Origin of the sequence: Streptomyces sp. NPDC005402 (assembly GCF_040606575.1) — a bacterium.
In the GTDB taxonomy this organism is placed as follows: Bacteria; Actinomycetota; Actinomycetes; order Streptomycetales; family Streptomycetaceae; genus Streptomyces.
Genome location: NZ_JBEXFB010000004.1, coordinates 252,596 through 275,142 on the forward strand (window position 1 = coordinate 252,596; position 22,547 = coordinate 275,142).

General features: G+C 71.8%; 20 protein-coding genes. 7 read left to right on the forward strand and 13 right to left on the reverse strand.

All coding sequences use genetic code 11. The features are described 5' to 3' along the window. Position 1 precedes the first annotated feature (1 nt). Positions 2-1,411, reverse strand: a complete 1,410-nt coding sequence (glnA, locus tag ABZT02_RS09625; protein WP_356015951.1) for a type I glutamate--ammonia ligase — start codon at positions 1,409-1,411, stop codon at positions 2-4. Between the two features lie 200 nt (positions 1,412-1,611). On the opposite strand from glnA, the gene ABZT02_RS09630 reads away from it, so the two are divergent. Further along, complete coding sequence (locus ABZT02_RS09630) at positions 1,612-2,082, forward strand: RDD family protein (RefSeq protein ID WP_356015952.1); 471 nt, start codon at positions 1,612-1,614, stop codon at positions 2,080-2,082. 185 nt (positions 2,083-2,267) lie between these two features. After that, entirely contained in the window at positions 2,268-3,515 is a 1,248-nt protein-coding gene (locus ABZT02_RS09635; RefSeq protein ID WP_356015953.1) for a lipase family protein, read from the forward strand. A 63-nt stretch (positions 3,516-3,578) separates the two neighbouring features. On the opposite strand, the gene ABZT02_RS09640 is transcribed toward ABZT02_RS09635, so the two are convergent. The 4 genes from ABZT02_RS09640 to lipB form a co-directional block, all read right to left on the reverse strand. Next, positions 3,579-4,280 (reverse strand): DUF4191 domain-containing protein, encoded by a 702-nt coding sequence (locus tag ABZT02_RS09640; protein ID WP_356015955.1) that lies wholly within the window; start codon positions 4,278-4,280, stop codon positions 3,579-3,581. 66 nt (positions 4,281-4,346) lie between these two features. Then, positions 4,347-4,547: a hypothetical protein gene (locus tag ABZT02_RS09645; RefSeq protein WP_356016328.1), complete on the reverse strand. Its 201-nt coding sequence runs from the start codon at positions 4,545-4,547 to the stop codon at positions 4,347-4,349. 266 nt (positions 4,548-4,813) lie between these two features. Further along, on the reverse strand, positions 4,814-5,779 hold the full coding sequence (gene lipA, locus ABZT02_RS09650; protein ID WP_037719636.1) for a lipoyl synthase: 966 nt from the start codon (positions 5,777-5,779) through the stop codon (positions 4,814-4,816). Between the two features lie 74 nt (positions 5,780-5,853). After that, positions 5,854-6,654 (reverse strand): lipoyl(octanoyl) transferase LipB, encoded by an 801-nt coding sequence (gene lipB, locus ABZT02_RS09655; protein WP_356015958.1) that lies wholly within the window; start codon positions 6,652-6,654, stop codon positions 5,854-5,856. Between the two features lie 245 nt (positions 6,655-6,899). Between lipB and ABZT02_RS09660 the strand changes: the two genes are divergently transcribed. Further along, positions 6,900-8,336: a regulator gene (locus tag ABZT02_RS09660; RefSeq protein ID WP_356015960.1), complete on the forward strand. Its 1,437-nt coding sequence runs from the start codon at positions 6,900-6,902 to the stop codon at positions 8,334-8,336. A gap of 96 nt (positions 8,337-8,432) precedes the next feature. On the opposite strand, the gene ABZT02_RS09665 is transcribed toward ABZT02_RS09660, so the two are convergent. Together ABZT02_RS09665 and ABZT02_RS09670 are read right to left on the reverse strand one after the other, a co-directional pair. Beyond that, positions 8,433-9,857 carry an NAD(P)/FAD-dependent oxidoreductase gene (locus tag ABZT02_RS09665; protein ID WP_356015962.1) on the reverse strand — a complete coding sequence of 475 codons (1,425 nt, stop codon included), beginning with the start codon at positions 9,855-9,857 and terminating at the stop codon, positions 8,433-8,435. 171 nt (positions 9,858-10,028) lie between these two features. Then, positions 10,029-10,922, reverse strand: coding sequence for a TIGR01777 family oxidoreductase (locus tag ABZT02_RS09670; protein ID WP_356015964.1), 894 nt, complete (start codon positions 10,920-10,922; stop codon positions 10,029-10,031). Positions 10,923-10,993: 71 nt separating this feature from the next. Here ABZT02_RS09670 and ABZT02_RS09675 point away from each other — a divergent pair, with 71 nt between their 5' ends. Beyond that, on the forward strand, positions 10,994-11,482 hold the full coding sequence (locus tag ABZT02_RS09675; RefSeq protein ID WP_356015966.1) for a GNAT family N-acetyltransferase: 489 nt from the start codon (positions 10,994-10,996) through the stop codon (positions 11,480-11,482). A gap of 158 nt (positions 11,483-11,640) precedes the next feature. Here the strand turns inward: ABZT02_RS09675 and ABZT02_RS09680 are convergent, their stop codons facing one another. Next, on the reverse strand, positions 11,641-12,825 hold the full coding sequence (locus tag ABZT02_RS09680; protein WP_356015968.1) for a MarP family serine protease: 1,185 nt from the start codon (positions 12,823-12,825) through the stop codon (positions 11,641-11,643). A gap of 1,261 nt (positions 12,826-14,086) precedes the next feature. Between ABZT02_RS09680 and ABZT02_RS09685 the strand changes: the two genes are divergently transcribed. Continuing rightward, on the forward strand, positions 14,087-14,806 hold the full coding sequence (locus ABZT02_RS09685) for a peptidoglycan recognition protein (RefSeq protein ID WP_356015970.1): 720 nt from the start codon (positions 14,087-14,089) through the stop codon (positions 14,804-14,806). A gap of 18 nt (positions 14,807-14,824) precedes the next feature. On the opposite strand, the gene ABZT02_RS09690 is transcribed toward ABZT02_RS09685, so the two are convergent. Beyond that, positions 14,825-15,952, reverse strand: a complete 1,128-nt coding sequence (locus ABZT02_RS09690) for a peptidoglycan bridge formation glycyltransferase FemA/FemB family protein (protein WP_356015972.1) — start codon at positions 15,950-15,952, stop codon at positions 14,825-14,827. Between the two features lie 159 nt (positions 15,953-16,111). Here ABZT02_RS09690 and ABZT02_RS09695 point away from each other — a divergent pair, with 159 nt between their 5' ends. Beyond that, complete coding sequence (locus tag ABZT02_RS09695; RefSeq protein ID WP_356015974.1) at positions 16,112-16,348, forward strand: hypothetical protein; 237 nt, start codon at positions 16,112-16,114, stop codon at positions 16,346-16,348. A gap of 25 nt (positions 16,349-16,373) precedes the next feature. On the opposite strand, the gene ABZT02_RS09700 is transcribed toward ABZT02_RS09695, so the two are convergent. The 4 genes from ABZT02_RS09700 to ABZT02_RS09715 form a co-directional block, all read right to left on the reverse strand. Next, positions 16,374-16,892 carry a DUF4240 domain-containing protein gene (locus ABZT02_RS09700; protein WP_356016329.1) on the reverse strand — a complete coding sequence of 173 codons (519 nt, stop codon included), beginning with the start codon at positions 16,890-16,892 and terminating at the stop codon, positions 16,374-16,376. Positions 16,893-16,969: 77 nt separating this feature from the next. Then, complete coding sequence (locus ABZT02_RS09705) at positions 16,970-17,944, reverse strand: YafY family protein (protein ID WP_356015976.1); 975 nt, start codon at positions 17,942-17,944, stop codon at positions 16,970-16,972. A gap of 85 nt (positions 17,945-18,029) precedes the next feature. Continuing rightward, positions 18,030-20,732 carry a pyruvate dehydrogenase (acetyl-transferring), homodimeric type gene (gene aceE / locus ABZT02_RS09710; RefSeq protein ID WP_356015978.1) on the reverse strand — a complete coding sequence of 901 codons (2,703 nt, stop codon included), beginning with the start codon at positions 20,730-20,732 and terminating at the stop codon, positions 18,030-18,032. A 285-nt stretch (positions 20,733-21,017) separates the two neighbouring features. Continuing rightward, complete coding sequence (locus ABZT02_RS09715; RefSeq protein ID WP_020115869.1) at positions 21,018-21,641, reverse strand: GntR family transcriptional regulator; 624 nt, start codon at positions 21,639-21,641, stop codon at positions 21,018-21,020. A gap of 213 nt (positions 21,642-21,854) precedes the next feature. Between ABZT02_RS09715 and ABZT02_RS09720 the strand changes: the two genes are divergently transcribed. Then, positions 21,855-22,517 carry a hypothetical protein gene (locus tag ABZT02_RS09720; RefSeq protein ID WP_356015981.1) on the forward strand — a complete coding sequence of 221 codons (663 nt, stop codon included), beginning with the start codon at positions 21,855-21,857 and terminating at the stop codon, positions 22,515-22,517. The last annotated feature ends 30 nt before the right edge of the window (positions 22,518-22,547 follow it).

The following is a 22,547-nucleotide window of genomic DNA, read 5'->3' on the forward strand; positions in this document are numbered from 1 at the left end:
CCTACACGTCGAAGTACAGCTCGAACTCGTGCGGGTGCGGACGCAGCTGCAGCGGGGCGATCTCGTTCGTCCGCTTGAAGTCGATCCACGTCTCGATCAGGTCCGGCGTGAAGACGTCGCCCTGGAGGAGGAACTCGTGGTCGGCCTCGAGGGAGTTGAGGACCGCCGGGAGGGAGGTCGGGACCTGGGCGACGTTCGCGTGCTCCTCGGGAGCCAGCTCGTACAGGTCCTTGTCGATCGGCTCGGCCGGCTCGATCTTGTTCTTGATGCCGTCCAGGCCCGCCAGGAGGAGCGCCGAGAAGGCGAGGTACGGGTTGCCGGAGGAGTCGGGCGCGCGGAACTCGACGCGCTTGGCCTTCGGGTTGGAGCCCGTGATCGGGATACGCATGGCCGCGGAGCGGTTGCGCTGCGAGTACACCAGGTTGATCGGCGCCTCGAAGCCCGGCACCAGACGGTGGTACGAGTTCACCGTCGGGTTGGTGAAGGCCAGCAGCGACGGGGCGTGCTTGAGGATGCCGCCGATGTAGTAGCGGGCGATGTCCGACAGGCCCGCGTAACCGGCCTCGTCGTAGAAGAGCGGGGAGCCGCCGGTCCACAGGGACTGGTGGACGTGCATGCCCGAGCCGTTGTCACCGAAGATCGGCTTCGGCATGAAGGTCGCGGTCTTGCCGTTGCGCCAGGCCACGTTCTTCACGATGTACTTGAAGAGCTGGAGGTCGTCGGCCGCGGCGAGCAGCGTGTTGAACTTGTAGTTGATCTCGGCCTGGCCGGCGGTGCCCACCTCGTGGTGCTGGCGCTCGACCTGGAGGCCGGAGGCCGCCAGCTCCAGGGAGATCTCCGCGCGCAGGTCGGCGAAGTGGTCGACCGGCGGGGTCGGGAAGTATCCGCCCTTGTAGCGGACCTTGTAACCGCGGTTGTCCTCGAGGGCGCCGGTGTTCCAGGCGCCGGCCTCGGAGTCGATGTGGTAGAAGGACTCATTCGCGCTGGTCGCGAAGCGCACGGAGTCGAAGACGTAGAACTCGGCCTCGGGGCCGAAGTACGCGGTGTCCGCGATACCGGTCGACGCCAGGTAGGCCTCGGCCTTCTTCGCCACGTTCCGCGGGTCACGGCTGTACTGCTCGCCGGTGATCGGGTCGTGGATGAAGAAGTTGATGTTCAGCGTCTTGTCGCGGCGGAAGGGGTCCACCCGGGCCGTCGACAGGTCCGCGCGCAGCGCCATGTCGGACTCGTGGATGGCCTGGAAGCCGCGGATCGACGAGCCGTCGAAGGCGAGCTCCTCGTCCGGGTCGAACGCCTCGACGGGCAGCGTGAAGTGCTGCATGACGCCCGGCAGGTCGCAGAAGCGGACGTCGACGAACTTGACATCCTCGTCCGCGATGAACTTCTTGGCCTCGTCGGCGTTCTGGAACATCCAGCTCCTCCTACTCCCGACCGTTCCTGGACCGGGGTGGTAGTTCGTTCGTGCGGCCAGTGCGGTGGCACACGCTGTCCACGACCCTAGGGACGGGTGGTTTCTCGGGCGTGACCCATTTGTTTCGCACAAGTTAACCGGACATCGTCGGCCCCGCCCCACCTGTCCGTATCCCGAAACGCCGGCGGTACCGTGGACGCGTGGACAAGAGGGATGCAATCGGATCGTGGCTCTCCGGCCCCCGCGCGGCCGCCGAGGATGCCGGTGTCGACTTCGGATACCGCGGACAGCAGCTCGGCCTGCCGGAGGAGGGGCCGGGGTCGATCGCCCGCCCTGGGCGGCGGCTGGGCGCACTCGCCGTGGACTGGGCGATGAGCGTCCTGATTGCATCCCAGTTGATCACTCAGAGCTACGGTGACCCGTCGACCTCGAACTGGTCACTGCTGGTCTTCTTCGTGATGGGCGTCCTCACGGTCGCCACCATCGGCTTCACCCCGGGCAAGCGCCTCTTCGGCCTGCGCGTGGTCGCCCTCGACACCGGCCGCGTGCATCCGGCGCGCGCCCTCCTGCGCACGGTCCTGCTCTGCCTCGCCCTCCCCGCCCTGATCTGGGACCGCGACGGCAGGGGCCTGCACGACCGGCTCGCGCAGACCGTGGAAGTGCGGATCTGACAAAGTCCGCGTCTCTGTCCTGCCTTGACAGGCGCCTTCGTGCTGGCCTGAGAGGCGCGTTTGTCGTGTCCTGACAGCTGCGGCCATGAACATGCGCGGCGGCTGACTACAGGTCAGTAGGTCCGGGCACCTAGCGTCTGGCACCCAAGCAACCCTCCCCCGTTGCGAAGGGACATGCCGGACCGATGAAGAGACCCGCACTTGTCACCGCCCTCGTCGCCGCTATGCTGGGCGGCGTCCTCGTCTCCGGAGCACCCGCGGCCGAGCGGTCCGCCGCCTGCACGGCCGCCGACGCGGACGTCTACACACCCCCCGCCACCGTCCCCTCCACCCCGGGCACCGTGCTGGCCTGCCGTTCCGTCACGCTGAGCCAGGTGCCGGGCAATGTCGCCATGTCCGCGTGGAAGGTCCTCTACAGCTCCACCGACCACCAGGGCCGACCCGTCGCCGTCTCCGGCACCCTCGCCGTCCCCACGGCGCCCTGGACCGGCTCCGGCAGCCGCCCCGTCGTCGCCTTCCACCCCGGCACCCTCGGCCTGGGCCCGCAGTGCGCGTTCTCCAGGCAGCTCGCCGGGGCCTACCAGGACGAGTACGAGGGCGACAACATCGCGGCCCTGCTCAAGGCCGGGTATGCCGTCGCCGCGACCGACGGTCCCGGCTACCTCGACGGCCAGACGCACCCCTATGTCGCCGGCACCGACTCCGGGCACGCCCTGCTCGACATCGCCCGCGCCGCCCCCGCGGTACCGGGCAGCGGCCTGTCCCGGCAGACCCGTATCGGGCTGTGGGGGTACTCCGAGGGCGGCGCGGCCAGCCTGTGGGCGGCCCAGCTGGCGGCGGGCTACGCACCCGAGCTCAACGTCGTCGGGGACGCCTCGGGCGGCATCCCCGGTGACCTGAAGGAGGTGGCGGCCGGGCTCGACGGCAGCGCCTTCTCCGGCTTCCTCGCCGACGCGGCCATCGGCGTCCAGGCCGCCTATCCCGCGCTGCCCCTCGACTCGCTCCTCAACGACCAGGGCCGGGAGGCGGTGAAGACCGCCAAGTCCGTCTGCGTGGCGGGCACCGTCACCGCCCTCGCGGGCAAGAGCATCAAGGACTTCACCACGGCCGGGCTCACCCTCGACCAGCTCTACCGGCAGCGCGGCAGCGACGGCCGCACCTGGGGTCAGGTCCTGGACGCCCAGAAACTCGGCGTGAACCTCGGGACCTACCGGATCGCCTTCCCCGTCCTCCAGTACCGCGGCGCCCTCGACGAGGTCATCCCCACCGCCACCGAGGACGCCGTCCGCGCCGCCTACTGCGCGGCGGGCGTGAAGACGGGCTGGAAGATCTACGCCGGCGACCATCTGCTCACCGACAACCAGGCCGTCGGCGACGTCGTCTCCTGGCTCGGCGACCGGTTCGCGGGCAGAACGGCCCAGAGCGACTGCTGATCGGTTACGACGATGGGGGCGCCCGGTGTGACACCGGGCGCCCCCATCGTCGTACGAGAGAAGTCAGCGGGCCTTGCCGCCGCCCTTCGGCAGCTTCATGCCCTTCGGCATCGGGCCCTTCGGCAACGGCATGTTGCTCATCAGGTCGCCCAGCGCGCGCAGGCGGTCGTTGGTGGCGGTCACCTGGGGGCCGGTCAGTACGCGCGGCAGCTTGAGCATGGCGGTCCGCACCTTCTTCAGCGGGACCTGGCCCTCGCCCGTGCCGACGACGATGTCGTGCACCGGCACGTCCGCGACGATCCGGTTCATCTTCTTCTTCTCGGCGGCCAGCAGGCCCTTGACCCGGTTCGGGTTGCCCTCGGCGACCAGGACGATGCCGGCCTTGCCGACGGCCCGGTGCACCACGTCCTGGCTGCGGTTCATCGCCACCGCGGGGGTGGTCGTCCAGCCCCGGCCGATGTTGTCCAGCACGGCCGCGGCGGCACCCGGCTGGCCCTCCATCTGCCCGAACGCGGCCCGCTCGGCCCGGCGTCCGAAGATGACCGCCGTCCCGAGGAAGGCGAGCAGGAAGCCCAGAATGCCCAGGTAGACCGGGTGGCCGATCAGGAAACCGATGGCGAGAAAAACGCCGAGGATGAGGATGAAGACACCCGCGAGTACCAGGCCGATCTTCTTGTCGGCCTTGCGGGTCATCTTGTACGTCAGGGCGATCTGCTTCAGTCGCCCGGGGTTCGCGGCATCCGCCGCACTGTCACTTCTCGCCATGCCCCGAAGTCTACGTGGCCCCGCAGGCGCCGACGACGGCAGTGTCCGCCCCTCGAACGGGAGGGTTCAGGAGCTGATGGTGAAGGTCTGGTCCAGCACGCGCTGCACCTCGACCCGGTCCTTGGCGCGGCGGCGGTCCTCCAGGACGGAGGTCCAGGCGTTGCGTCGGGCGGTGCGCTGACCGCTGCTCATGAGCAGCGACTCGACGGCACGCAGTGCAGTGGTGAACGACGGGATGGCGGTGGCGCGAACCGGCGCGGCCTGCATGATGGAGGTCCCCCTCGGGATGACGGGCTCGGGTGAGTGGTGCACGCGGTGTACAACCAGCGTCACTGAATGGTGTTACCAGCGCGTGACCGACCGGTCAAACGCCCATGAAGCCTCGGTGCCCGCCCGAAAACACGGACGCGGCCCCGATGACCCCCCTATCTGCGGGGATGTCCGGGACCGCGTCAATCGGCCACAACCGAGCGGTAGTTGCTTGTGCTCGGATTCACACGTTTGGAGTGGCACTCCGTGCCATTGGGACCTTCTCAGACCGCCTGCGAGGCGACGTAGGAACCACGCTTCTCTACGGCCATCTGGTAGAGCCGGCCGGCCCGGTAGGAGGACCGGACGAGGGGCCCGGACATCACACCGGAGAAGCCGATCTGCTCGGCCTCCTCCTTCAGCTCCACGAACTCCTGCGGCTTGACCCAGCGCTCCACGGGGTGGTGGCGCACCGACGGGCGCAGGTACTGCGTGATGGTGACCAGCTCGCAGCCGGCGTCGTGCAGCTGCTGGAGCGCCTCGCTGACCTCCTCGCGGGTCTCGCCCATGCCGAGGATCAGGTTGGACTTGGTGACCAGGCCGAAGTCGCGGGCGTCGGTGATGACCTTCAGGGAGCGCTCGTAGCGGAAGCCGGGGCGGATGCGCTTGAAGATCCGCGGGACCGTCTCGACGTTGTGCGCGAAGACCTCGGGGCGGGACTCGAAGACCTGCTGGAGCAGCTCCGGCACGGCGTTGAAGTCGGGGGCCAGCAGCTCGACCTTGGTGCGGCCGGCCTCACGAGAAGACGTCTGCTCGTGGATCTGGCGGACCGTCTCGGCGTACAGCCAGGCGCCGCCGTCCTCCAGGTCGTCGCGGGCGACGCCGGTGATGGTGGCGTAGTTCAGGTCCATGGTGACCACGGACTCGCCCACGCGGCGCGGCTCGTCGCGGTCGAGGGCCTCGGGCTTGCCGGTGTCGATCTGGCAGAAGTCGCACCGCCGTGTGCACTGGTCGCCGCCGATGAGGAAGGTCGCCTCGCGGTCCTCCCAGCACTCGTAGATGTTGGGACAGCCGGCTTCCTGGCAGACCGTGTGCAGGCCCTCGCTCTTCACGAGCTTCTGCATCGCGGTGTACTCGGGACCCATTTTCGCCCGGGTCTTGATCCACTCGGGCTTGCGCTCGATGGGGGTCTGGGCGTTACGGACCTCCAGGCGCAGCATCTTGCGTCCGTCGGGGGCGACTGCGGACACGACCGGCTCCCTAGCGTTTGATTCTTCGGCGTTGTTCAGGGTACGCCCGTAGATTTGAAAGTCTGCGGCGGTGTTCAGGCTGCCGGTGTCTTCTCGATCACCCTCGGCTTCAGTTCCGCGTTCTCCAGCACGTCCCGCAGGTGCCGTTCGGCGACGGGCAGCACCTCGTGGATCGTCACGTCCCGGCCGAGCTCTCCGGCGAGGGAGGCGACGCCGGCGTCGCGGATGCCGCAGGGGATGATCCGGTCGAACCACTTGTTGTCCGGGTTCACGTTCAGCGCGAAGCCGTGCATGGTGACGCCCTTGGCGACGCGGATGCCGATCGCCGCGATCTTGCGGTCCTCGCGCCGCTGGCCCGCGTTGGAGGGGGCGTACTCCGGCCCGTTCATGCGCGGGTCGAACTCCTCGTCCGTGAGCGGGGGATCGAAGTCCAGGGAGAGCCCGCCGAGGGACGGACGCGTCTCGACCGGGTCGCCGAGCACCCATACCCCACTGCGGCCCTCGACCCGGCTGGTCTCCAGGCCGAACTCCGCGCAGGTGCGGATCAGGGCCTCCTCCAGGCGCCGTACGTGCGCCACCACGTCCACCGGACGCGGGAGCTTCTGGATCGGGTAGCCCACCAGCTGGCCCGGGCCGTGCCAGGTGATCTTGCCGCCGCGGTCCACGTCGATGACCGGGGTCCCGTCGAGGGGGCGCTCGCTGTCCGCGGTGCGCCGGCCCGCCGTATAGACAGGGGGGTGTTCGAGCAGCAGGACCGTGTCGGGAATCTCGTCCTCGAACCGCGCCGCGTGCACCCGGCGCTGCTCGTCCCAGGCTTCCTGGTACTCGACCGCGTCCGCACCGAACCCCATGCGGACGAACCGCAACCCACTCACGGCAAGCGCCTCCCTAGAAGGTCGTAAGGCACGAACGGTGCCTACGCCACTGTACGTCCGGCCCGCGGGCGTCAGCCCCGGGGGCAATCCTCACACGATCGGATGAACGAACGTCGAAGTGTGCGATCGCCTGCTCACTCTCCGCTACATTCGCGCCGTTCGCAGAGGCCATAAGGGCTGCTCACAGGCAATCCGGGCACCACGTGACCACGTGACGGCCCGAAAGGCAGGAGACCGCACCGCAGATGACGGAACGACCCGCGCAGCGCACTCCCAACCGACAGCTCGCCGCGCTCATCGCAGAAGCGGGGTTCTCCAACGCGGGTCTCGCCCGACGCGTGGACCAGCTCGGTCTCGAACACGGGCTGGATCTCAGATACGACAAGACATCCGTGACCCGGTGGCTGCGCGGGCAGCAGCCCCGGGGCACCACACCCGCCCTCATCGCCGAGGTCTTCACCCGCCGGCTCGGCCGCCGGCTCTCCGCGCAGGACCTCGGCCTCGACGCCTGCGCACCCGTCTATGCCGGGCTGGAGTTCGCCGCGGGCCCCGAGGAGGCCGTCGACATCGTCAGCGGGCTGTGGCGCAAGGACTCCGGCAGCCACGCCGAACTGCGCAAGATCGCTTTCACGCCCGCCGGACTGGTGGTGCCGAGCCGTGACTGGCTGATCGGCCGCCCCGACGACCGGGTCGCCCGCGGCGAGCCCGCCCTCCGGGTTCCTCCCCAGGGGCGCCCGGTGGTGCCCCGGCAGCGCGGCCAGGCCGAGCGCGTACCCGGCCAGAAGGTCAGCGGGGGCGACATCGCCGCGCTCGCCTCGGTCGGCGACCTCTTCCGCACCCTCGACGACCAGTACGGCGGCGGCCACGCCCGGCAGGCCCTGGTCCGTTACCTGGAGCACGAGTGCGAGCCGATGCTGCGCGGCACGTACGGCGAGACGACCGGGCGCCGGCTGTTCGCCGCGGCGGCCGACCTGACCCGGCTCGCGGGCTGGACGTCGTACGACATCGCGGCGCACGGGCTCGCACAGCGCTACTTCGTGCAGGCGCTGCGGCTCGCGCAGGCCGCGGGAGACCGGGCGTACGGGGCGTACGTGCTGGTCACGATGAGCCGGCAGGCCGTGTACCTGGGGCACGGCCGGGAGGCGATCCAGCTCGCGCGGGTGGCCCAGCAGGGCGTCGGTACGACGGCACCGCCGGTCGTGCAGGCGCTGCTGCACTCGGCCGAGGCGCGCGGCCACGGCGTACTGGGCGAGGTGCGGGCGTGCACGGCGTCGCTGGTCCGCGCGGAACGGGCCCTGGAGGCGGCGCGGCCCGGTGACGAGGTCCCGCACTGGGCACGGTTCTTCGACGAGGCGCAGCTGGCCGACGAGTTCGGGCACTGTCACCGGGACCTGCAGCAGTTCCGGGCGGCGGCGCAACACGCCGAGCGCTCGCTTCAGCTGCGGGCGCCGGCGTATGCGCGGAGTCGGTTGTTCTGCCGGGTGGTGCTGGCCTCTGCGAGGCTGGGGCTGGGGGAGTTGGACCAGGCGTGTGCGTTGGCCGCGGAGGCCGCAGGGCAGGCGGCCGAGATGCGGTCGGTGCGGGCGGTGGAGTACGTGCGGGACTTCGAGCGGCGGCTGGAGCCGTACAAAGATGCGGCGCCGGTTCGCAGTTATCGGGACAAGGTGGCTGCGCTGGGGTAGAGGTCTCGCCGTAATTCCGCAGCATGTATGCCATGTGACGCTGCGTCGTGGCTGGTCGCGCCGTTCCCCGCGCCCCTTCAGGGCGCGGGTGAACCGTCAGGCCGCCTGAGCTGTCGGAGTCGGGTCTGCCCTGTGCATCGAGCCTGCTGCTCCCAGGTCCTTGAGGATCGCCGTCGTCGCCCGGTGGGCCGAGTGCAGTGCTCCCTGGACCGTGCTCGTGTCGCGGTGGTCGCCGCAGACGTACAGGCCGGCCAGCAGGCGTACCGGGCGGCGGAGGTCGTGGGGGGCGGGCATGGCCGGGACCGCCTCCCGGGTGTGGTGGACCGCGAGGGTCTCCCAGCGGTGCGTGGAGGTGCCGTACAGGCGGGCCAGATGGGTGCGTACGGCCGTTTCCAGGTCCGAGGGGGGAGTGCCCAGGACCGTCGAGGAGATCAGGGCCCGGCCCGAAGGGGCCCGGCTCGGGTCGACCTCGCTGATCACCGCCGTGTGGGCCACCGGGCCGCCCCGGTCGGCGTCCAGCAGCAGCGCGGAACCCGTGCGGGGCGGGTCGTCCGTCGTGTGGTGGACGACCGTCACCGGGTGGAACTCCGGCACCCGCAGGCCGGGGAGCAACTCGGCGGCCGTCCGGGCGTCCGTTGCCAGCAGCACCGCCCGGCACCGGATCTCGCCGTGCTCGGCCGTGGTCACGGACGTGGTCGCGACGGAGGTGACCCGCACCCCCGTGTGCACGGTTCCCGCCGGCAGCGTCTGTGCCAGCAGCTCCGGAAGCGTCTCCGCGCCCCCCTCCGGCACACACAGCCGCCCGCCCGCGAAGGCCCGCAGCGCGAGGTCGGCGCACCGGCTGGACGTCGTCAGCGCGGGGTCGCACAGCAGCGCGGCGAGCAGCGGACGCAGGAAGCCGTCGATCGTGCGCGCGGGCAGCCCCCGGGCCGCGAGCGCCTGCCCGGCGGGCACTTCGGGACGTGCGAGGAGGCGTTCGACGGGCACGTGGGCGAACCGGGCGAGCGCGGTACCGAGCCGGGCCTGATCGACGGCACCGCCGAGCGGCGCGGCCCCGCGGGCGGGCCGGGACACGGTCCCCTGACCGCCACCGGGCAGCACCCGGAACGCGGCCCTGCGGGACGCGGCCACCAGCCCCGGCCCCGCCACCCCCCGAGGGGCGCTCGCCAGGGCGCGCACCGCTCGCAGTGCGCCCCTCGCGCTCCGGGCTCCCGCCGGAGCGTCCACCCGGTGGTGACGCCCGTCGCCGTGCAGCAGGACCCCGGGCGCGAACGGGCGCAGTACGAGCCCGTCGAGTCCCGGCGTCAGCCGCAGTTCGGGATACGCCGTGGACAGCAACTGTCCGATCCGGTCGAGCCGGAAGCCGTCGACCTTCTCGGTCGACATGCGGCCGCCCACACCGGGGGCGGCCTCCAACACCGCGACGGTCACTCCTTGGCTGGTCAGCCGATGCGCCGCGGAGAGCCCGGCGACCCCGGCTCCCACGATCACGACGTCCGCCTGGTACGCGGGCTCAAGCACGTGCCCCTCCTCGAGGTTGCGCGGCCGGTGGAGACGTCATGCCCCCAACAGGCTCCAGGGATACCCGAGTTCGGGTCGAGGGTAGGGCGGTGAACGGTCAGGAACAGTCGCGCATCGACAGGGCACGGTCGCACACCGGTCGCATGTCGTCACATGCGGCCACGGGACCTCTCACGCCGCGCGGATCGCCCCGTCGATGTCCGGGAACGCGAACGTGAACCCCGATTCCAGCAACCGCGTCGGCCGCACCCGCGCGCTGCCGAGCACGTCCCCGGCCATCTCGCCGAGCACGGCGCGCAGCACCGGCGCGGGGACCGCGAAGAGCGTCGGCCGGTGCAGCACACGCCCCATGGCCTCGGTGATCTCACGGTTCGTCAGGGGCTCCGGGGCGGTGAGGTTGAACGGTCCCGACAGCCCGTCGGTCTCCAGCAGATGCCGGATCGCCGCCACCTCGTCGTGCAGTGCGATGAACGACCAGTACTGACCCCCGTCGCCCATCCGCCCGCCGAGCCCCGCCTGGAACAGCGGGAACAACTTGCCCCAGGCCCCGCCCCCGCGGCCCACCACCAGACCGGTGCGGGTGAACGCGGTCCGCACACCCGCCCGTTGCGCGGGCCCGGCCGCCCCCTCCCACTCCACGCACAGCTCGGGCAGGAAGCCCTGCCCGGCGGGCGCGTTCTCGTCGACGACCCGGTCGCCGGTCTCGCCGTAGTAGCCCATCGCGCTGCCGTTCACGAAGACCCGCGGCGGCTCGTCCAGGGAGGCGACGGCCTTGGCCAGGGCGGCCGTGCCGTTGACCCGGCTGTCGTGGATGCGCTTCTTGTACGTCTCCGTCCAGCGCCGCGAACCGACGCCCGCCCCGGCGAGGTTGACCACGGCGTCGCACCCGGTGAGCCCGGCCGTGTCGACCCGTCCGGCCTCGGGATCCCAGCGGACCTCGGTCTCGTCCCGGGGCTCCCGGCGCACCAGGCGTACCACCTCGTGCCCGTCCGCGGTGAGGGAGCGCACCAGGGCCGAGCCGATCAGTCCGGACGCCCCGGCCACCGCGATTCTTGAAAGTTGCATGACCTCATCCTGCCTGGTGAGTGCGTAAGAGCGATGTCTGATTCCGGTACCCCCGCCCTAGGCTGGCGGTCATGTCCCAGCTGTCCATACGCCTCGCCCTTCCTGACGACGAAGAGGAGCTGGCCCGCCTCGACCGGGCCGAATGGTCGCCCCTGCACGAGGTCCTGCCCGAACAGCAGCCGCCCTACCGGCCGTTCTTCGACGAGCGTCACCTCCCCGGTGACTGTCTGGTCGCCGAGGCCGACCGCCGCATCCTGGGGTACGTCCGTCTCGGTTTCCCGACCGGGCTCGACGCGAACGCCCATGTGCGTCAGATCCAGGGCTTCGTCGTCAGCGCCCGGGCCCGTGGACGCGGTGTCGGCCGGGCGCTGATCCGCGCGATCACCGAGGAGGCCCGGCGCCGGGGCGCCCGCCGCCTCACCCTGCGCGTGCTCGGCCACAACACCCCGGCCCGCAGGCTCTACGAGTCCGAGGGCTTCGCGGTCGAGGGTGTGCTGCCCGAGGAGTTCCTGCTGGCGGGCGAGTACGTCGACGACGTGCTCATGGGGCGCCGTCTCTGAGGACCTGGTCGGCCGCTGCGGTCGTACGTCGTCTGCGCACCACCAGGAAGAGCGCGACCGCCGCCACGAGCAGCGAGAGCACGAAGAACACGGGCACGGGGACCTCCGCGACAGGACTGAAAGGGACCGGCCCTCTCATCATCGGGGAGGCCGTCGCACTACGACGTGACCAGCTCGCCCGTGTCCACCGGTGACGTGGCGTCCGCCGCCTTCTCGGCGGCGCCCGCGACCTCGTCGGCCGTCAGGACGTAGCCCGTCTCGTCGTCGGAGGTGGAGCGGGCGAAGACCACGCCGTAGACCTTCCCGGAGGTGGTCAGCAGGGGGCCGCCGGAGTTGCCGGGGCGGACGGTCGAGCGGATCGAGTAGATCTCGCGGGTGACGGTGGCGTCGCTGTAGATGTTCTGGCCGGTCGCCTTCACCCGGCCCGCCACCGTGGCCGCCTGGAGGTTCAGGTCGCCGTCCTGCGGATATCCCGCGACCACCGCGGAGTCGCCCCGCGCGGCGCCCTCGTCGAAGCGCAGCACCGGCGCCCGGAGATCCGGGACGTACAGCACGGCCACGTCCCGGTCCGGGTCGAACAGCACCACCCGGGCCTCGTACACCTCCCCGACCCCGCCGATCCGCACGCTGGGCTTGTCGATGCCGGCCACCACGTGGGCGTTGGTCATCACGTGCTGCGGCGCGTACACGAAGCCGCTGCCCTCGCGGCCCTGAGTGCCGGAGGCGCCCTCGATCTTGACGGTGCTGAGCTTGGCGGCGTCGGTGGCGGCGGCCGTGACGCTGTCGCCGGTGGGCTTGGCGACCTCGGCCGTCGACTCGTTCTCGAACGGGTTGAAGACCTGCGGGAAGCCCGCCTCGGTGAGCGCGGAGGTGGCCCGGGAGAACCAGGACGGCGTGGTCTCCGGCATGGAGTCCTGGACGGCGCCGAGCAGGGCGGAGTCCCGGATGGCGGTGGTGACCAGCGGGGACGAGGACGCGCCGAGCACGCTGGCGGCGACCCAGGCCACGACGAGCACGGCGACGGAGTTGGCGGCGGCCCCGCCGACGCCGTCCGCGACTCTCAGCGGACCCTGGTCCAGCTCCCGGCGCAGCCTGAGCGCCAGCCGTCCCGCCAGCTCGTGCCCGACGGCGGCCGGGACCAGCACGGTCAGTACCGCGGTCACCGTCGCGGCCGTGCTCCCCGGTGTCACCAGGTCCATCATCCACGGCAGCACCCACACGCCCACGACCGCGCCGCCGACGAAGCCGGCGAACGAGACGCAACCGGCCACCAGGCCGCGCCGGTAGCCGGAGGCCGCATAGGCGGCGATCACCAGCAACAGCAGGATGTCGAGCACGTCCACGGAGCCGCCCTTCTCTTTCGGAACCTTCAGTACGCAGGCGAGGCGTCCAGTGATCAGCTACGCGCGCGCGTGGACCGGGAACCGGCCACGCGCGCGTGCACCTGGAAAAACGTCGCGGACCAGGACGATGGTTCCACCGGGTGGCACAGCACACATCGCGGGCGGAGCGGATCCGTCGGACAGTGGGACCATGCGTGTCCGAAGATCGCGGGGACCGCGTAGACGGCGGGCGCCCCGAATACGCCACGCGGGTCGCATCCGGCTCGCGATCCGAAACGGACTGGCCTCGGTCAAGCGACCCCTGCCGGGAGCCGCCGAGGCACCTGACGCCCCCGCGCCCGAACCCCTCTCAGGGGGCCCTGCGGCCGCCTCGCGGACGCCGGCGCCCTCAGCGATCGAGCCGGCGTCCCCCGGCCGTCCCCCGGCCCGGCCGCTCACCGAGCGCCCCGCGACCCCGGACCGGCCCCCGTCGCCCGGCAGCCCCGCCGAGCAAGGCTCCCGGCAGGCGCCGGCGCCCTCGGTGATCCGGCCTGCGGGCTCCGGCCGTCCCCCGGCCCGGCCGGGGCCCACGCCGGGCCCCGGGACCTCTGCGGCCACGGGCCCCGGCGTCCCCGCCGAGCGGGGGTCCCGGCAGGTGGCTGCGCCCTCGGTGATCCAGTCGGCAGGCTCTGGCCGTCCCCCGGCGCGGCCGGGGCCCACGCCGGGCCCCGGACGTCCACCAGATTCGCCGACCCCTATGTCGTCGGGTGAACCCGTCTCCGGGACCTCCGCGGCCCCGGGCCGGTCCCCGTCGCCCGGCCGCCCCGGCGTCCCCGCCGAGCAGGGGGCCCGGCAAACGCCTGCGCCCTCGGTGATCCAGTCGGCAGGCTCTGGCCGTCCCTCCGCCCGGCAGGCTCCTACGTCGTCGGGTGAACCCGTCTCCGGGGGCTCCGCGAGCCCGGACCGGTCCCCGTCGCCCGCCGACCCCGTCGCCCCCGCTGAGCGAGGGTCCCGGCAGGCGTCCGCGCCCTCGGTGAGCCCCACGCCGGGCCCCGGACGTCCCCCAGAGCCACCGGCCCGCACGCCCTCGGGCGAAACCTCGCACTCAGTGAGCCCTGCACCCCACGTCGGCTCCGCGGGGTCCGGCCGCTCCTCAGGGTTCGTCGGGCGTGCGGGCACCCCGGAGCGGGGCGGAGCGCCCCCGACCCCCCCACCGGCCCCCCGTGTCCCCCGCCCGCTCCTCCCGTTCCTCGCCTGCCTCCCGGGACTCGCCGTCGTTCTCGTGCTCGTGTTGTGCGTCACCGGTATCGAGGACGCGGTCTCGGACAGGTCCGCGCAGGGCGCCGCCGTGGCCCGGCACGGGGTGGTCCCGCACGCCGCGGTCAGGCCGCACATCGTGCCGAGGTCGGTGTGGGCCGTCGGCGGGGAGGCGAACAGCGCCGCCCGCACCCCGCCGCCCCCGCACTACGACGACAGGGTGCTCGCGGTCTTCGTGCACCACACCGACTCGCCCAACGACTACGACTGCGCCGACGCGCCCCGCATCATCCGCTACCTCGCCGCCGGTCAGATCGGCGCCCGGGACTGGGACGACATCGGCTACAACTTTCTCGTCGACCGCTGCGGCACCATCTACGAGGGCCGTGCGGGCGGCGTCGACCGCCCCGTCACCGGCGCCCACACCCTGGGCTTCAACCACCGCACGGCGGGCATCGCCGCCCTCGGCACCTTCACCGCGGGCGCCCGCGTCCCGCGCGCGATGACCGACGCGATCGCCGCCCTGGTCGCCTGGAAACTCGGCCTCGCCCACATCGACCCGCGCACCACCGTCCGTCTCACCTCCAGCAACAGCCTCAGCCGCTACCCCAAAGGCACCGTCGCCGCGCTGCCCGCCCTCGCGGCGCACGGCGACGCCTACATGACGACCTGCCCCGGCGCCGCCCTCAAGGCCCTGCTGCCGGAGATGAGGAAGCGGGCGGCCCGCCTCCAGGGCAGGACCTGACCCGCCGAGCGCCGCGGGTCACCTGCGGCCGAGATACACCCCCAACGCCCGCTGCAGCACCCGCCCCTGGAGCCCCACCGGCCGTTCCCACTCGCCGAGGTACTCCACGACCCGGCCTCCCGCCCCCGTCTTGAACCGGAGCCGGCCCAGCAGACGGTCCTCGTCGAGGGAGGGCGTGACGGACCGCAGGTCGTACGTCGCGGCACCGGCCGCCCGCGCATCGCACAGCATCCGCCACAACAGCGCGCTGCTGGGCCGCAGTTCCCGCCCCCGGCGGCCGGACGCGGCGTAGGAGTGCCAGACCCGGGAGCCGACGTTGATCATCAGCGCGGCGGAGAGCACCTCACCGTCGTACTCGGCGAGATAGAGCCGCAGCCGGTCGGGGTCCTCGGCGTTCAGGGCCTCCCACATGCCCCGGAAGTAGGCCGGCGGACGGGCCCGGAAGCCGTCGCGGGCGGCGGTCGCGGCGTAGAGGCGGTAGAAGTCGGGCAGGTCGGCGGCCGTGCCCCAGGAGACCCGGACGCCCGCCGACTCGGCCGTGCGCAGGGACTGCTCGAAGTGCGGTGCGAGGGCCGCGCGCAGTTCGTCCACCGAGCGGCCCGCGAGCGGGATGTGACAGCCGTACCGCGGCTGGCCGAGGCCGAAGCCGCTGTCCTCGTCCTCCGCGCACCGCCGCCACCCGAGCCCGCGCAGCCGTTCCCCGGCGTCCAGCGCGAACCCGTCGACGCCTGCCGCGGGCAGCTCGCGCACATGGCGTACGTCGGGGTCGGCGATGCCCGCGGTGACCGTCTCGGCGTCCCAGTGCCGGACGACGACGGGCGGCCCGATCCGCACCGAGAACGCCCCGCGCTTCTCCAGGTGGGCGACCAGGGGATCCAGCAGGCGCTCCGGGCGCGGGCCGTGCCAGTCGATCGTGGGCCCGTCGGGGAGATAGGCGAGACAGCGCCGGGTGCCGGGCAACGGCCGGTACAGGACCAGTGCCGTCGCGATCCTCGCCTCGCCCTCGAACCAGCCGACGCTCTCCGCCAGCCAGTCGGGCTTCACCTCGGCCCACTCGGGGATCTGGAGATGGCTCGCGTCGGAGTGCAGCCGCAGGTGGGCGAGATGGTCCTCGCGCGTGATCTCGCGCACGTACGGGCTGGTCATGGGCGGGGTGCTCCTGTTCGGGGCGGCCACGGTAAGCCGGGAGTCACGGCAGGGGTCAAGAGCCCGAGCCCTCACAGGTTTCTCGTAGGCGACTCAAGGGCCACGCCGAAACAGCCGCCCTATCGTCAGGCACACGCACTGACTGGAGGTGGGGAAGAGATGAACAGCAGTCACATGAACACCCCGGAGAAGCCCGACGGCTGGATCCGGACCGCACGCGGCCCCTGGGCGGTGGTCTGCGCCGTCGCGGCCGTGGTCCTCGGTCCGGCCGCCGTCACCGCGTCCGCGCTCGACCAGGCCAACGCGGCTCCGATGCACCACGCGGTGCGGGCCGACCGGACGCAGGCGTACATCCCGGCGGACACGACCCGGCGCAGGGCCACGACGGCCGCCTGACCGCGGCGGGCGGGCTGACGGGGGCTCAGCCCCTGAACCGCTCCCACAGCTTGGGATACCGCTCCGCCAGCACCCGGTCGCTCTCCAGGTCGACCGGCGCGCCGAGCGGCTCGGAGGCCCCGGGCGGGATACCCAGATCGGGAGCGACGGTACCGGTGAGCTGCTCGTAGGCCTCGTCGGCCGCGTAGCCCAGTTCCTCGCCGTCGCCGTCGATCTCCTCGTCGAAGTCGGCCAGCAGGTCGGCGAGCGAGTCGGGGTCGTGCACACCGCCCTCGTACACCTCGCGGCCCTGGCCGATCAGCCAGCACCGGAAGAAGTCGAAGGCGTCGTCGCTCGCCCCGTCCAGCAGGATCCAGGCGGCGCCCCACAAGTCCCAGGTGTACGCGCGGTTGAAGCGGGCCTCGAAGTGACGGGCGAAGTCGAGGACCATCTCCGGGTCCAGCGCCAGCAGCCGGTCCACGAGCAGGTCGGCTTGTTCCTCCGGGTCGCCCTCGGCGGCCTCGCGGGTGGCGTCCACCAGCTCCCAGAACTCCGTCTCGTCCATCACGGGTCCAGCATCGGGCCTGGAGGGGTACGGCGCACGTGGAGTGCGGCGGATTGTTATGTCCCGAACAGAGACCTTCACTTCTCGTACAGCCTCGCCAGACGTACGGCGTCCCTCGCGAACCGTGCCCGCAGACTCCCCGGAGCCAGCACCTCCACCTCCGGCCCCAGCGAGGCGAGCTGCGCGTGGGCGACCTCCTCGGACTCCACCGGTAGGGTCACCGTCACCCACCCCTCGTCGTCCGGCGGGCCGGCGGTCGCCAGCACCTCCCGGGCCGCGGCGGGATCGACGGCGTACGGCAGTGCGCGCGCCCCCGCCCCGGACAACCGGACGACGACCTCGGCCCGCAGGATCGAGCGGGCGAACTGTTCGGCGCGCTCCTCCCAGAAGCCGGGCAGGTCGAACTCCTCGTCGCGCTCGAACCGTTCCCCGGCGGCCGTCACCGCCGTGAACCGGTCGATGCGGTACACCCGGAAGGAGCCGCCCTCGGAGACCCGCGCGCACAGGTACCAGACACCCGCCTTGAGCACGAGCCCGTACGGCTCCAGCTCCCGCTCCACCTCGCCCTCCCGGCCCCGGTAGCGCGCGGTGACCCGTCGGTCGTCCCACACCGCGTCGGCGACGACGGGCAGCAGTTCGGGGGACTTCGGCTCGGTGAACCAGTTGGGCGCGTCGAGATGGAAGCGCTGGGCGGCCGTACGGGAGGCGTCGCTGAGGGAGGGGAGCAGCGCGGCGGACACCTTCAGCCGGGCGGCGGAGGCGGCGTCCTCCAGTCCCATCTCGCGCAGCGCCCCCGGCACCCCGGACAGGAACAACGCCTCGGCCTCACCGCGGGCCAGCCCGGTCAGCCGGGTACGGTACCCGCCGATCAGCCGGTACCCTCCGGCCCGCCCCCGGTCCGCGTACACCGGGACCCCCGCCTCCGACAGCGCCTGCGCGTCCCGCGTCACCGTCCGCTCCGACACCTCCAGTTCCCGCGCCAGCTCGGCGGCGGTCATGGAGGGCCGGGACTGGAGCAAGAGCACCATCTTGATGAGCCGGGCAGCGCGCATACGGCCATGATGCCGGGGCCCACTGACAGCGAAGGGGCACGGCGGCCGCCGTACCCCTTCACCGCGAGCGTCGAAGCTCAGGCCCTCACAGCCCGTACTTCTCCCGTGCTTCCTTCACCGCCGTCGCCTGGACCTCGCCGCGGCGGGCCAGCTGGGCCAGGGCCGCGACGACGACCGACTCGGCGTCGACACCGAAGTGGCGGCGGGCGCCCTCGCGGGTGTCGGAGAGGCCGAAGCCGTCCGCGCCGAGCGAGGACCAGTCCTGTTCGACCCACTGCGCGATCTGGTCGGGGACCTGGCGCATGTAGTCGGAGACCGCGAGGACCGGGCCCTCCGCGCCGTGCAGCGCCTGGCGGACGTACGGCACCCGCTCCTCGCCGCGCAGCAGGCCGGCGTCGGCCTCCAGCGCGTCACGGCGGAGTTCCGTCCAGGACGTCGCCGACCACACGTCGGCGGCCACGCCCCACTCCTCGGCGAGCATCCGCTGCGCCTTCAGCACCCAGTGGATCGCCGTGCCGGAGCCGAGGAGCTGGATGCGGGGCGCGTTCGCGGCCGGGGACAGGCCCGCGGACTCCGCCGTGTTGAAGCGGTACAGGCCCTTGACGATGCCCTCGTCGATGCCGAGGCCGGACGGCTTGGCGGGCTGCGGAAGCGGCTCGTTGTAGACCGTCAGGTAGTAGAAGACGTTCGGGTCCTCGCCGGGGGCCGCCTCGCCGTACATGCGGCGGATGCCGTCGCGCACGATCGTGGCGACCTCGTACGCGAACGCCGGGTCGTACGTCAGCGCCGCCGGGTTCGTCGCCGCGATCACCGGCGAGTGACCGTCCGCGTGCTGAAGGCCCTCGCCCGTCAGCGTCGTACGGCCTGCCGTGGCGCCGACGAGGAAGCCGCGGCCGAGCTGGTCGCCGAGCTGCCACATCTGGTCGGCCGTGCGCTGCCAGCCGAACATCGAGTAGAAGATGTAGAACGGGATCATCGCCTCGCCGTGCGTCGCGTACGACGTCGATGCGGCGATGAAGTCGGCCATCGAACCGGCCTCGGTGATCCCCTCGTTGAGGATCTGGCCGTTCTGGGCCTCCTTGTAGTACATCAGCTGGTCGCGGTCGACCGGCTCGTACGTCTGGCCCTTGGGGGAGTAGATCCCGAGCGACGGGAACAGCGACTCCATGCCGAAGGTGCGCGCCTCGTCGGGGACGATCGGCACCCAGCGCCTGCCGGTCTCCTTGTCGCGGACCAGGTCCTTGATGAGCCGCACGAAGGCCATCGTGGTCGCGACGTTCTGCTGACCGGAACCCTTGTCGAAGGAGGCGAAGGCCTTCTCCGCGGGGGCGGGCAGCGGGGCCACCGGGTGCACCCGGCGGGCCGGGGCCGGGCCGCCGAGGGCCGCGCGGCACTCCTGGAGGTAGCGGACCTCCGGGGAGTCGGCGCCGGGGTGGCCGTAGGGGACCACGCCGTCGACGAAGTCGCTGTCCTTGATGGGCAGTTCGAGAAGGTCGCGCATCGTCTTGAACTCGTCCACCGAGAGCTTCTTCATCTGGTGGTTGGCGTTCTTCGACGCGAAGCCCTCGCCGAGGGTGTGGCCCTTGACCGTCTGGGCCAGGATCACGGTCGGCGCGCCCTTGAACTCGACGGCGGCCTTGTAGGCGGCGTACACCTTGCGCGCCTCGTGGCCACCGCGGGACAGGTGGAAGCACTCCAGGATCTTGTCGTCGGACAGCAGCTTCGCCATCTCGACGAGCGCCGGGTCCTTGCCGAAGAAGTCCTGGCGGATGTAGGCGGCGTCGCGCGTCTGGTACGTCTGCACCTGCGCGTCGGGTACCTCGCGCAGCCGCCGTACGAGCGCGCCCGTGGTGTCCAGCTGGAACAGCTCGTCCCAGGCGTTGCCCCACAGCGACTTGACCACGTTCCAGCCGGCGCCGCGGAACTGGGCCTCCAGCTCCTGCACGATCTTGAAGTTCGCGCGGACCGGGCCGTCGAGACGCTGGAGGTTGCAGTTGATGACGAAGGTCAGGTTGTCGAGGCCCTCGCGGCTCGCGAGTGCGAGTGCCGCCGTGGACTCCGGCTCGTCCATCTCGCCGTCGCCGAGGAAGGCCCAGACGTGGGAGTCGGAGACGTCCTTGATGCCGCGGGCCGTCAGGTAGCGGTTGAAGCGCGCCTGGTAGATCGCGGAGAGCGGGCCGAGGCCCATCGACACCGTCGGGAACTCCCACAGCCAGGGCAGGCGGCGGGGGTGCGGGTACGACGGGAGGCCGTTGCCGCCCGATTCACGGCGGAAGTTGTCGAGCTGGTGCTCGTCCAGGCGGCCGTCGAGGAAGGCGCGGGCGTAGATGCCGGGGGAGGCGTGGCCCTGGATGTAGAGCTGGTCGCCGGACCCGTCGGCCTCCTTGCCCTTGAAGAAGTGGTTGAAGCCGGTCTCGTACAGCCAGGCCGCGGAGGCGAAGGTGGCGATGTGGCCGCCGACGCCGTATTTGCTGCCCCGGGTCACCATCGCGGCCGCGTTCCAGCGGTTCCACGCGGTGATGCGGGCCTCCATCTCCGGGTCACCGGGCAGGCCCGGCTCGGCGGCGGTGGGGATGGTGTTGACGTAGTCCGTCTCGAGGAGCTTCGGCAGCGCGATGCCGTTGCCCTCCGCCCTCTCCAGTGTGCGGCGCATCAGGTACGCGGCACGGTGCGGGCCGGCCGCCTTGGCGACCGCGTCCAGGGAGGCCTGCCATTCGGCGGTCTCCTCGGGGTCCCGGTCGGGGAGCTGGTCGAGCTCGCTCGGCTGGATGGCGTTGGGGTCGGTCATGTCGCCGCCTTCCTCAGTCGAAGGGGGTTCCCTCATCTGTAAGGGTTCGGGGGTGCCCTTTGTCTTTGGCAGGACAGGGCGGAGGGCCCCGGTAAGGACCCGTCGGCGACAATAACTCGCTGATCGATGATCGATCAAAGGGTTGAGGGGCAAAACTTCTCGATGACGAGAAAGTAGGCACGGGGTGCCTCGACGGGAGACACCGGGTGCCTTGTTTTCGAAGGATTTTCGAAGAGTTTCCGCAGGTGAGCGCAGGTGTGCTCGACTGCGCCAGGCTCGACCGCGTCAGGCCCGCGGCGCGCACCCCAGGACGTGTGCCTTCACGATCTCGGGGATCCGCGGATCCCGGCGCTTGAACGCGGCCACCAGCTCCTCGTGCTCCTCCGCGTACGACTGCTGGACCGTCCCCAGCCAGCGGATCGACAGGGCGGTGAACACCTCGATGCCCAGGCCCTCCCAGGTGTGCAGCAGCACCGAGTTGCCGGCCGCCCGCACCAGCTCGCGGTGGAATCCCACCGTGTGCCGCACCTGGCCGGTGCCGTCGGAGTCGCGGTCCGCCTCGTACAGCGCGGCGACATGCGGCTCCAGGGCCGAGCAGTCCTGCGCCAGCCGCTCCGCCGCCAGCTCCGCCGCGATCGCCTCCAGACCGGCCCGGACCGGGTAGCTCTCCTCCAGGTCGGCCGCCGTCAGGTTCCGCACCCGTACGCCCTTGTTCGGCGCGGACTCGATCAGCCGCAGCGACTCCAGTTCGCGCAGTGCCTCCCGCACCGGCGTCTGGCTGACCTCCAGCTCGGTCGCGATGCGGCGCTCCACGATCCGCTCGCCCGGCTGCCAGCGCCCGCTGACGATCCCCTCCACGATGTGCTCGCGGATCTGTTCGCGCAGCGAGTGGACGACGGGCGCGGTCATGAGAGCTCCTTAAGGGCGTTTGACGTAAAGACAATAAGGCCGAGGGCCCGTCCGGGAGGGGCGCACGGGGGCGCTTTCATGCAGGTGAGACGAGGCTTACACGCTCCCAGCCGCACGACTTCTGTCAAGACGCGGAACCCCGAAGCCCCGGCAAGTGTCGCGTTCGGCAGGGGGTTTCCGCACGGGGCACCCCTTGGCACCGCAGGGGGACGCATGGACATCGGGGGACGACGGGGACTGGCGGTCGCGGCCGTGATCGGCGCGCTCGTCGGCGTGGCCGGCTGCGGGCATTCGGCCGCACGAGCGACGGCCGACGCGAGGCCGAGCAGCACGGAAGCACTCACGGGGATGGCGGCCGCGGCCCCGAGCAGGGGCGCGGCCTGTGTGTTCATCAAGCCCGACGGCGCCCAGAGGTTCGGCCACGTCGGCTGGGGCTTCAAGGTCCCGGGCACCGGCCGCTGGGTCTACGGCGCCGTCGAGAACCCCAGCGCAAAGCTCTACACCCCGCCGGGCGGCGACATCGGGGCCTGGCACGCCGAGGGGTCGTACGCACGCATGCTCAGCGAGATGAGCACGGACGCCCACTACCCCGGCACCTCCGACCACCCCTACAGCCGCTATCGCTGCACCAGGTCCTCGACCCACGACGTGAACCGGGCCCGGGCACGGATCCGTGACGTCGAGGCCCGCGGTTTCCTCGTCGGCGTCGATCCGAGGACCGGGAAGCTCACCTCGCGGGACTGCCTGGACGCCACCTACGACGTCCTGAAGGCGTACCGCACCAAGCACCTGACGCCCGCACCCGCGCTGTCCGTCCCGAACGTGTGGGTGGAGCAGCTGTGGGGCTGGTCGGACAGGACGCTGACGCCCCGATGAGACGACGGTGCCCCCGCCCGGAGAACTCCG

Excerpts from the sequence above, each read along its gene's own strand:
- ABZT02_RS09715 (WP_020115869.1), bottom strand. The coding sequence starts at position 21,641 with ATGACCGCGCCCGTCGTCCACTCGCTGCGCGAACAGATCCGCGAGCAC.
- ABZT02_RS09670 (WP_356015964.1), bottom strand. The coding sequence starts at position 10,922 with ATGCAACTTTCAAGAATCGCGGTGGCCGGGGCGTCCGGACTGATCGGC.
- ABZT02_RS09705 (WP_356015976.1), bottom strand. The coding sequence starts at position 17,944 with ATGCGCGCTGCCCGGCTCATCAAGATGGTGCTCTTGCTCCAGTCCCGG.
- aceE (WP_356015978.1), bottom strand. The coding sequence starts at position 20,732 with ATGACCGACCCCAACGCCATCCAGCCGAGCGAGCTCGACCAGCTCCCC.
- ABZT02_RS09690 (WP_356015972.1), bottom strand. The coding sequence starts at position 15,952 with ATGACCAGCCCGTACGTGCGCGAGATCACGCGCGAGGACCATCTCGCC.
- ABZT02_RS09635 (WP_356015953.1), top strand. The coding sequence starts at position 2,268 with ATGAAGAGACCCGCACTTGTCACCGCCCTCGTCGCCGCTATGCTGGGC.
- ABZT02_RS09660 (WP_356015960.1), top strand. The coding sequence starts at position 6,900 with ATGACGGAACGACCCGCGCAGCGCACTCCCAACCGACAGCTCGCCGCG.
- ABZT02_RS09695 (WP_356015974.1), top strand. The coding sequence starts at position 16,112 with ATGAACAGCAGTCACATGAACACCCCGGAGAAGCCCGACGGCTGGATC.
- ABZT02_RS09720 (WP_356015981.1), top strand. The coding sequence starts at position 21,855 with ATGGACATCGGGGGACGACGGGGACTGGCGGTCGCGGCCGTGATCGGC.
- ABZT02_RS09640 (WP_356015955.1), bottom strand. The coding sequence starts at position 4,280 with ATGGCGAGAAGTGACAGTGCGGCGGATGCCGCGAACCCCGGGCGACTG.
- ABZT02_RS09700 (WP_356016329.1), bottom strand. The coding sequence starts at position 16,892 with ATGGACGAGACGGAGTTCTGGGAGCTGGTGGACGCCACCCGCGAGGCC.
- ABZT02_RS09675 (WP_356015966.1), top strand. The coding sequence starts at position 10,994 with ATGTCCCAGCTGTCCATACGCCTCGCCCTTCCTGACGACGAAGAGGAG.
- glnA (WP_356015951.1), bottom strand. The coding sequence starts at position 1,411 with ATGTTCCAGAACGCCGACGAGGCCAAGAAGTTCATCGCGGACGAGGAT.
- ABZT02_RS09645 (WP_356016328.1), bottom strand. The coding sequence starts at position 4,547 with ATGCAGGCCGCGCCGGTTCGCGCCACCGCCATCCCGTCGTTCACCACT.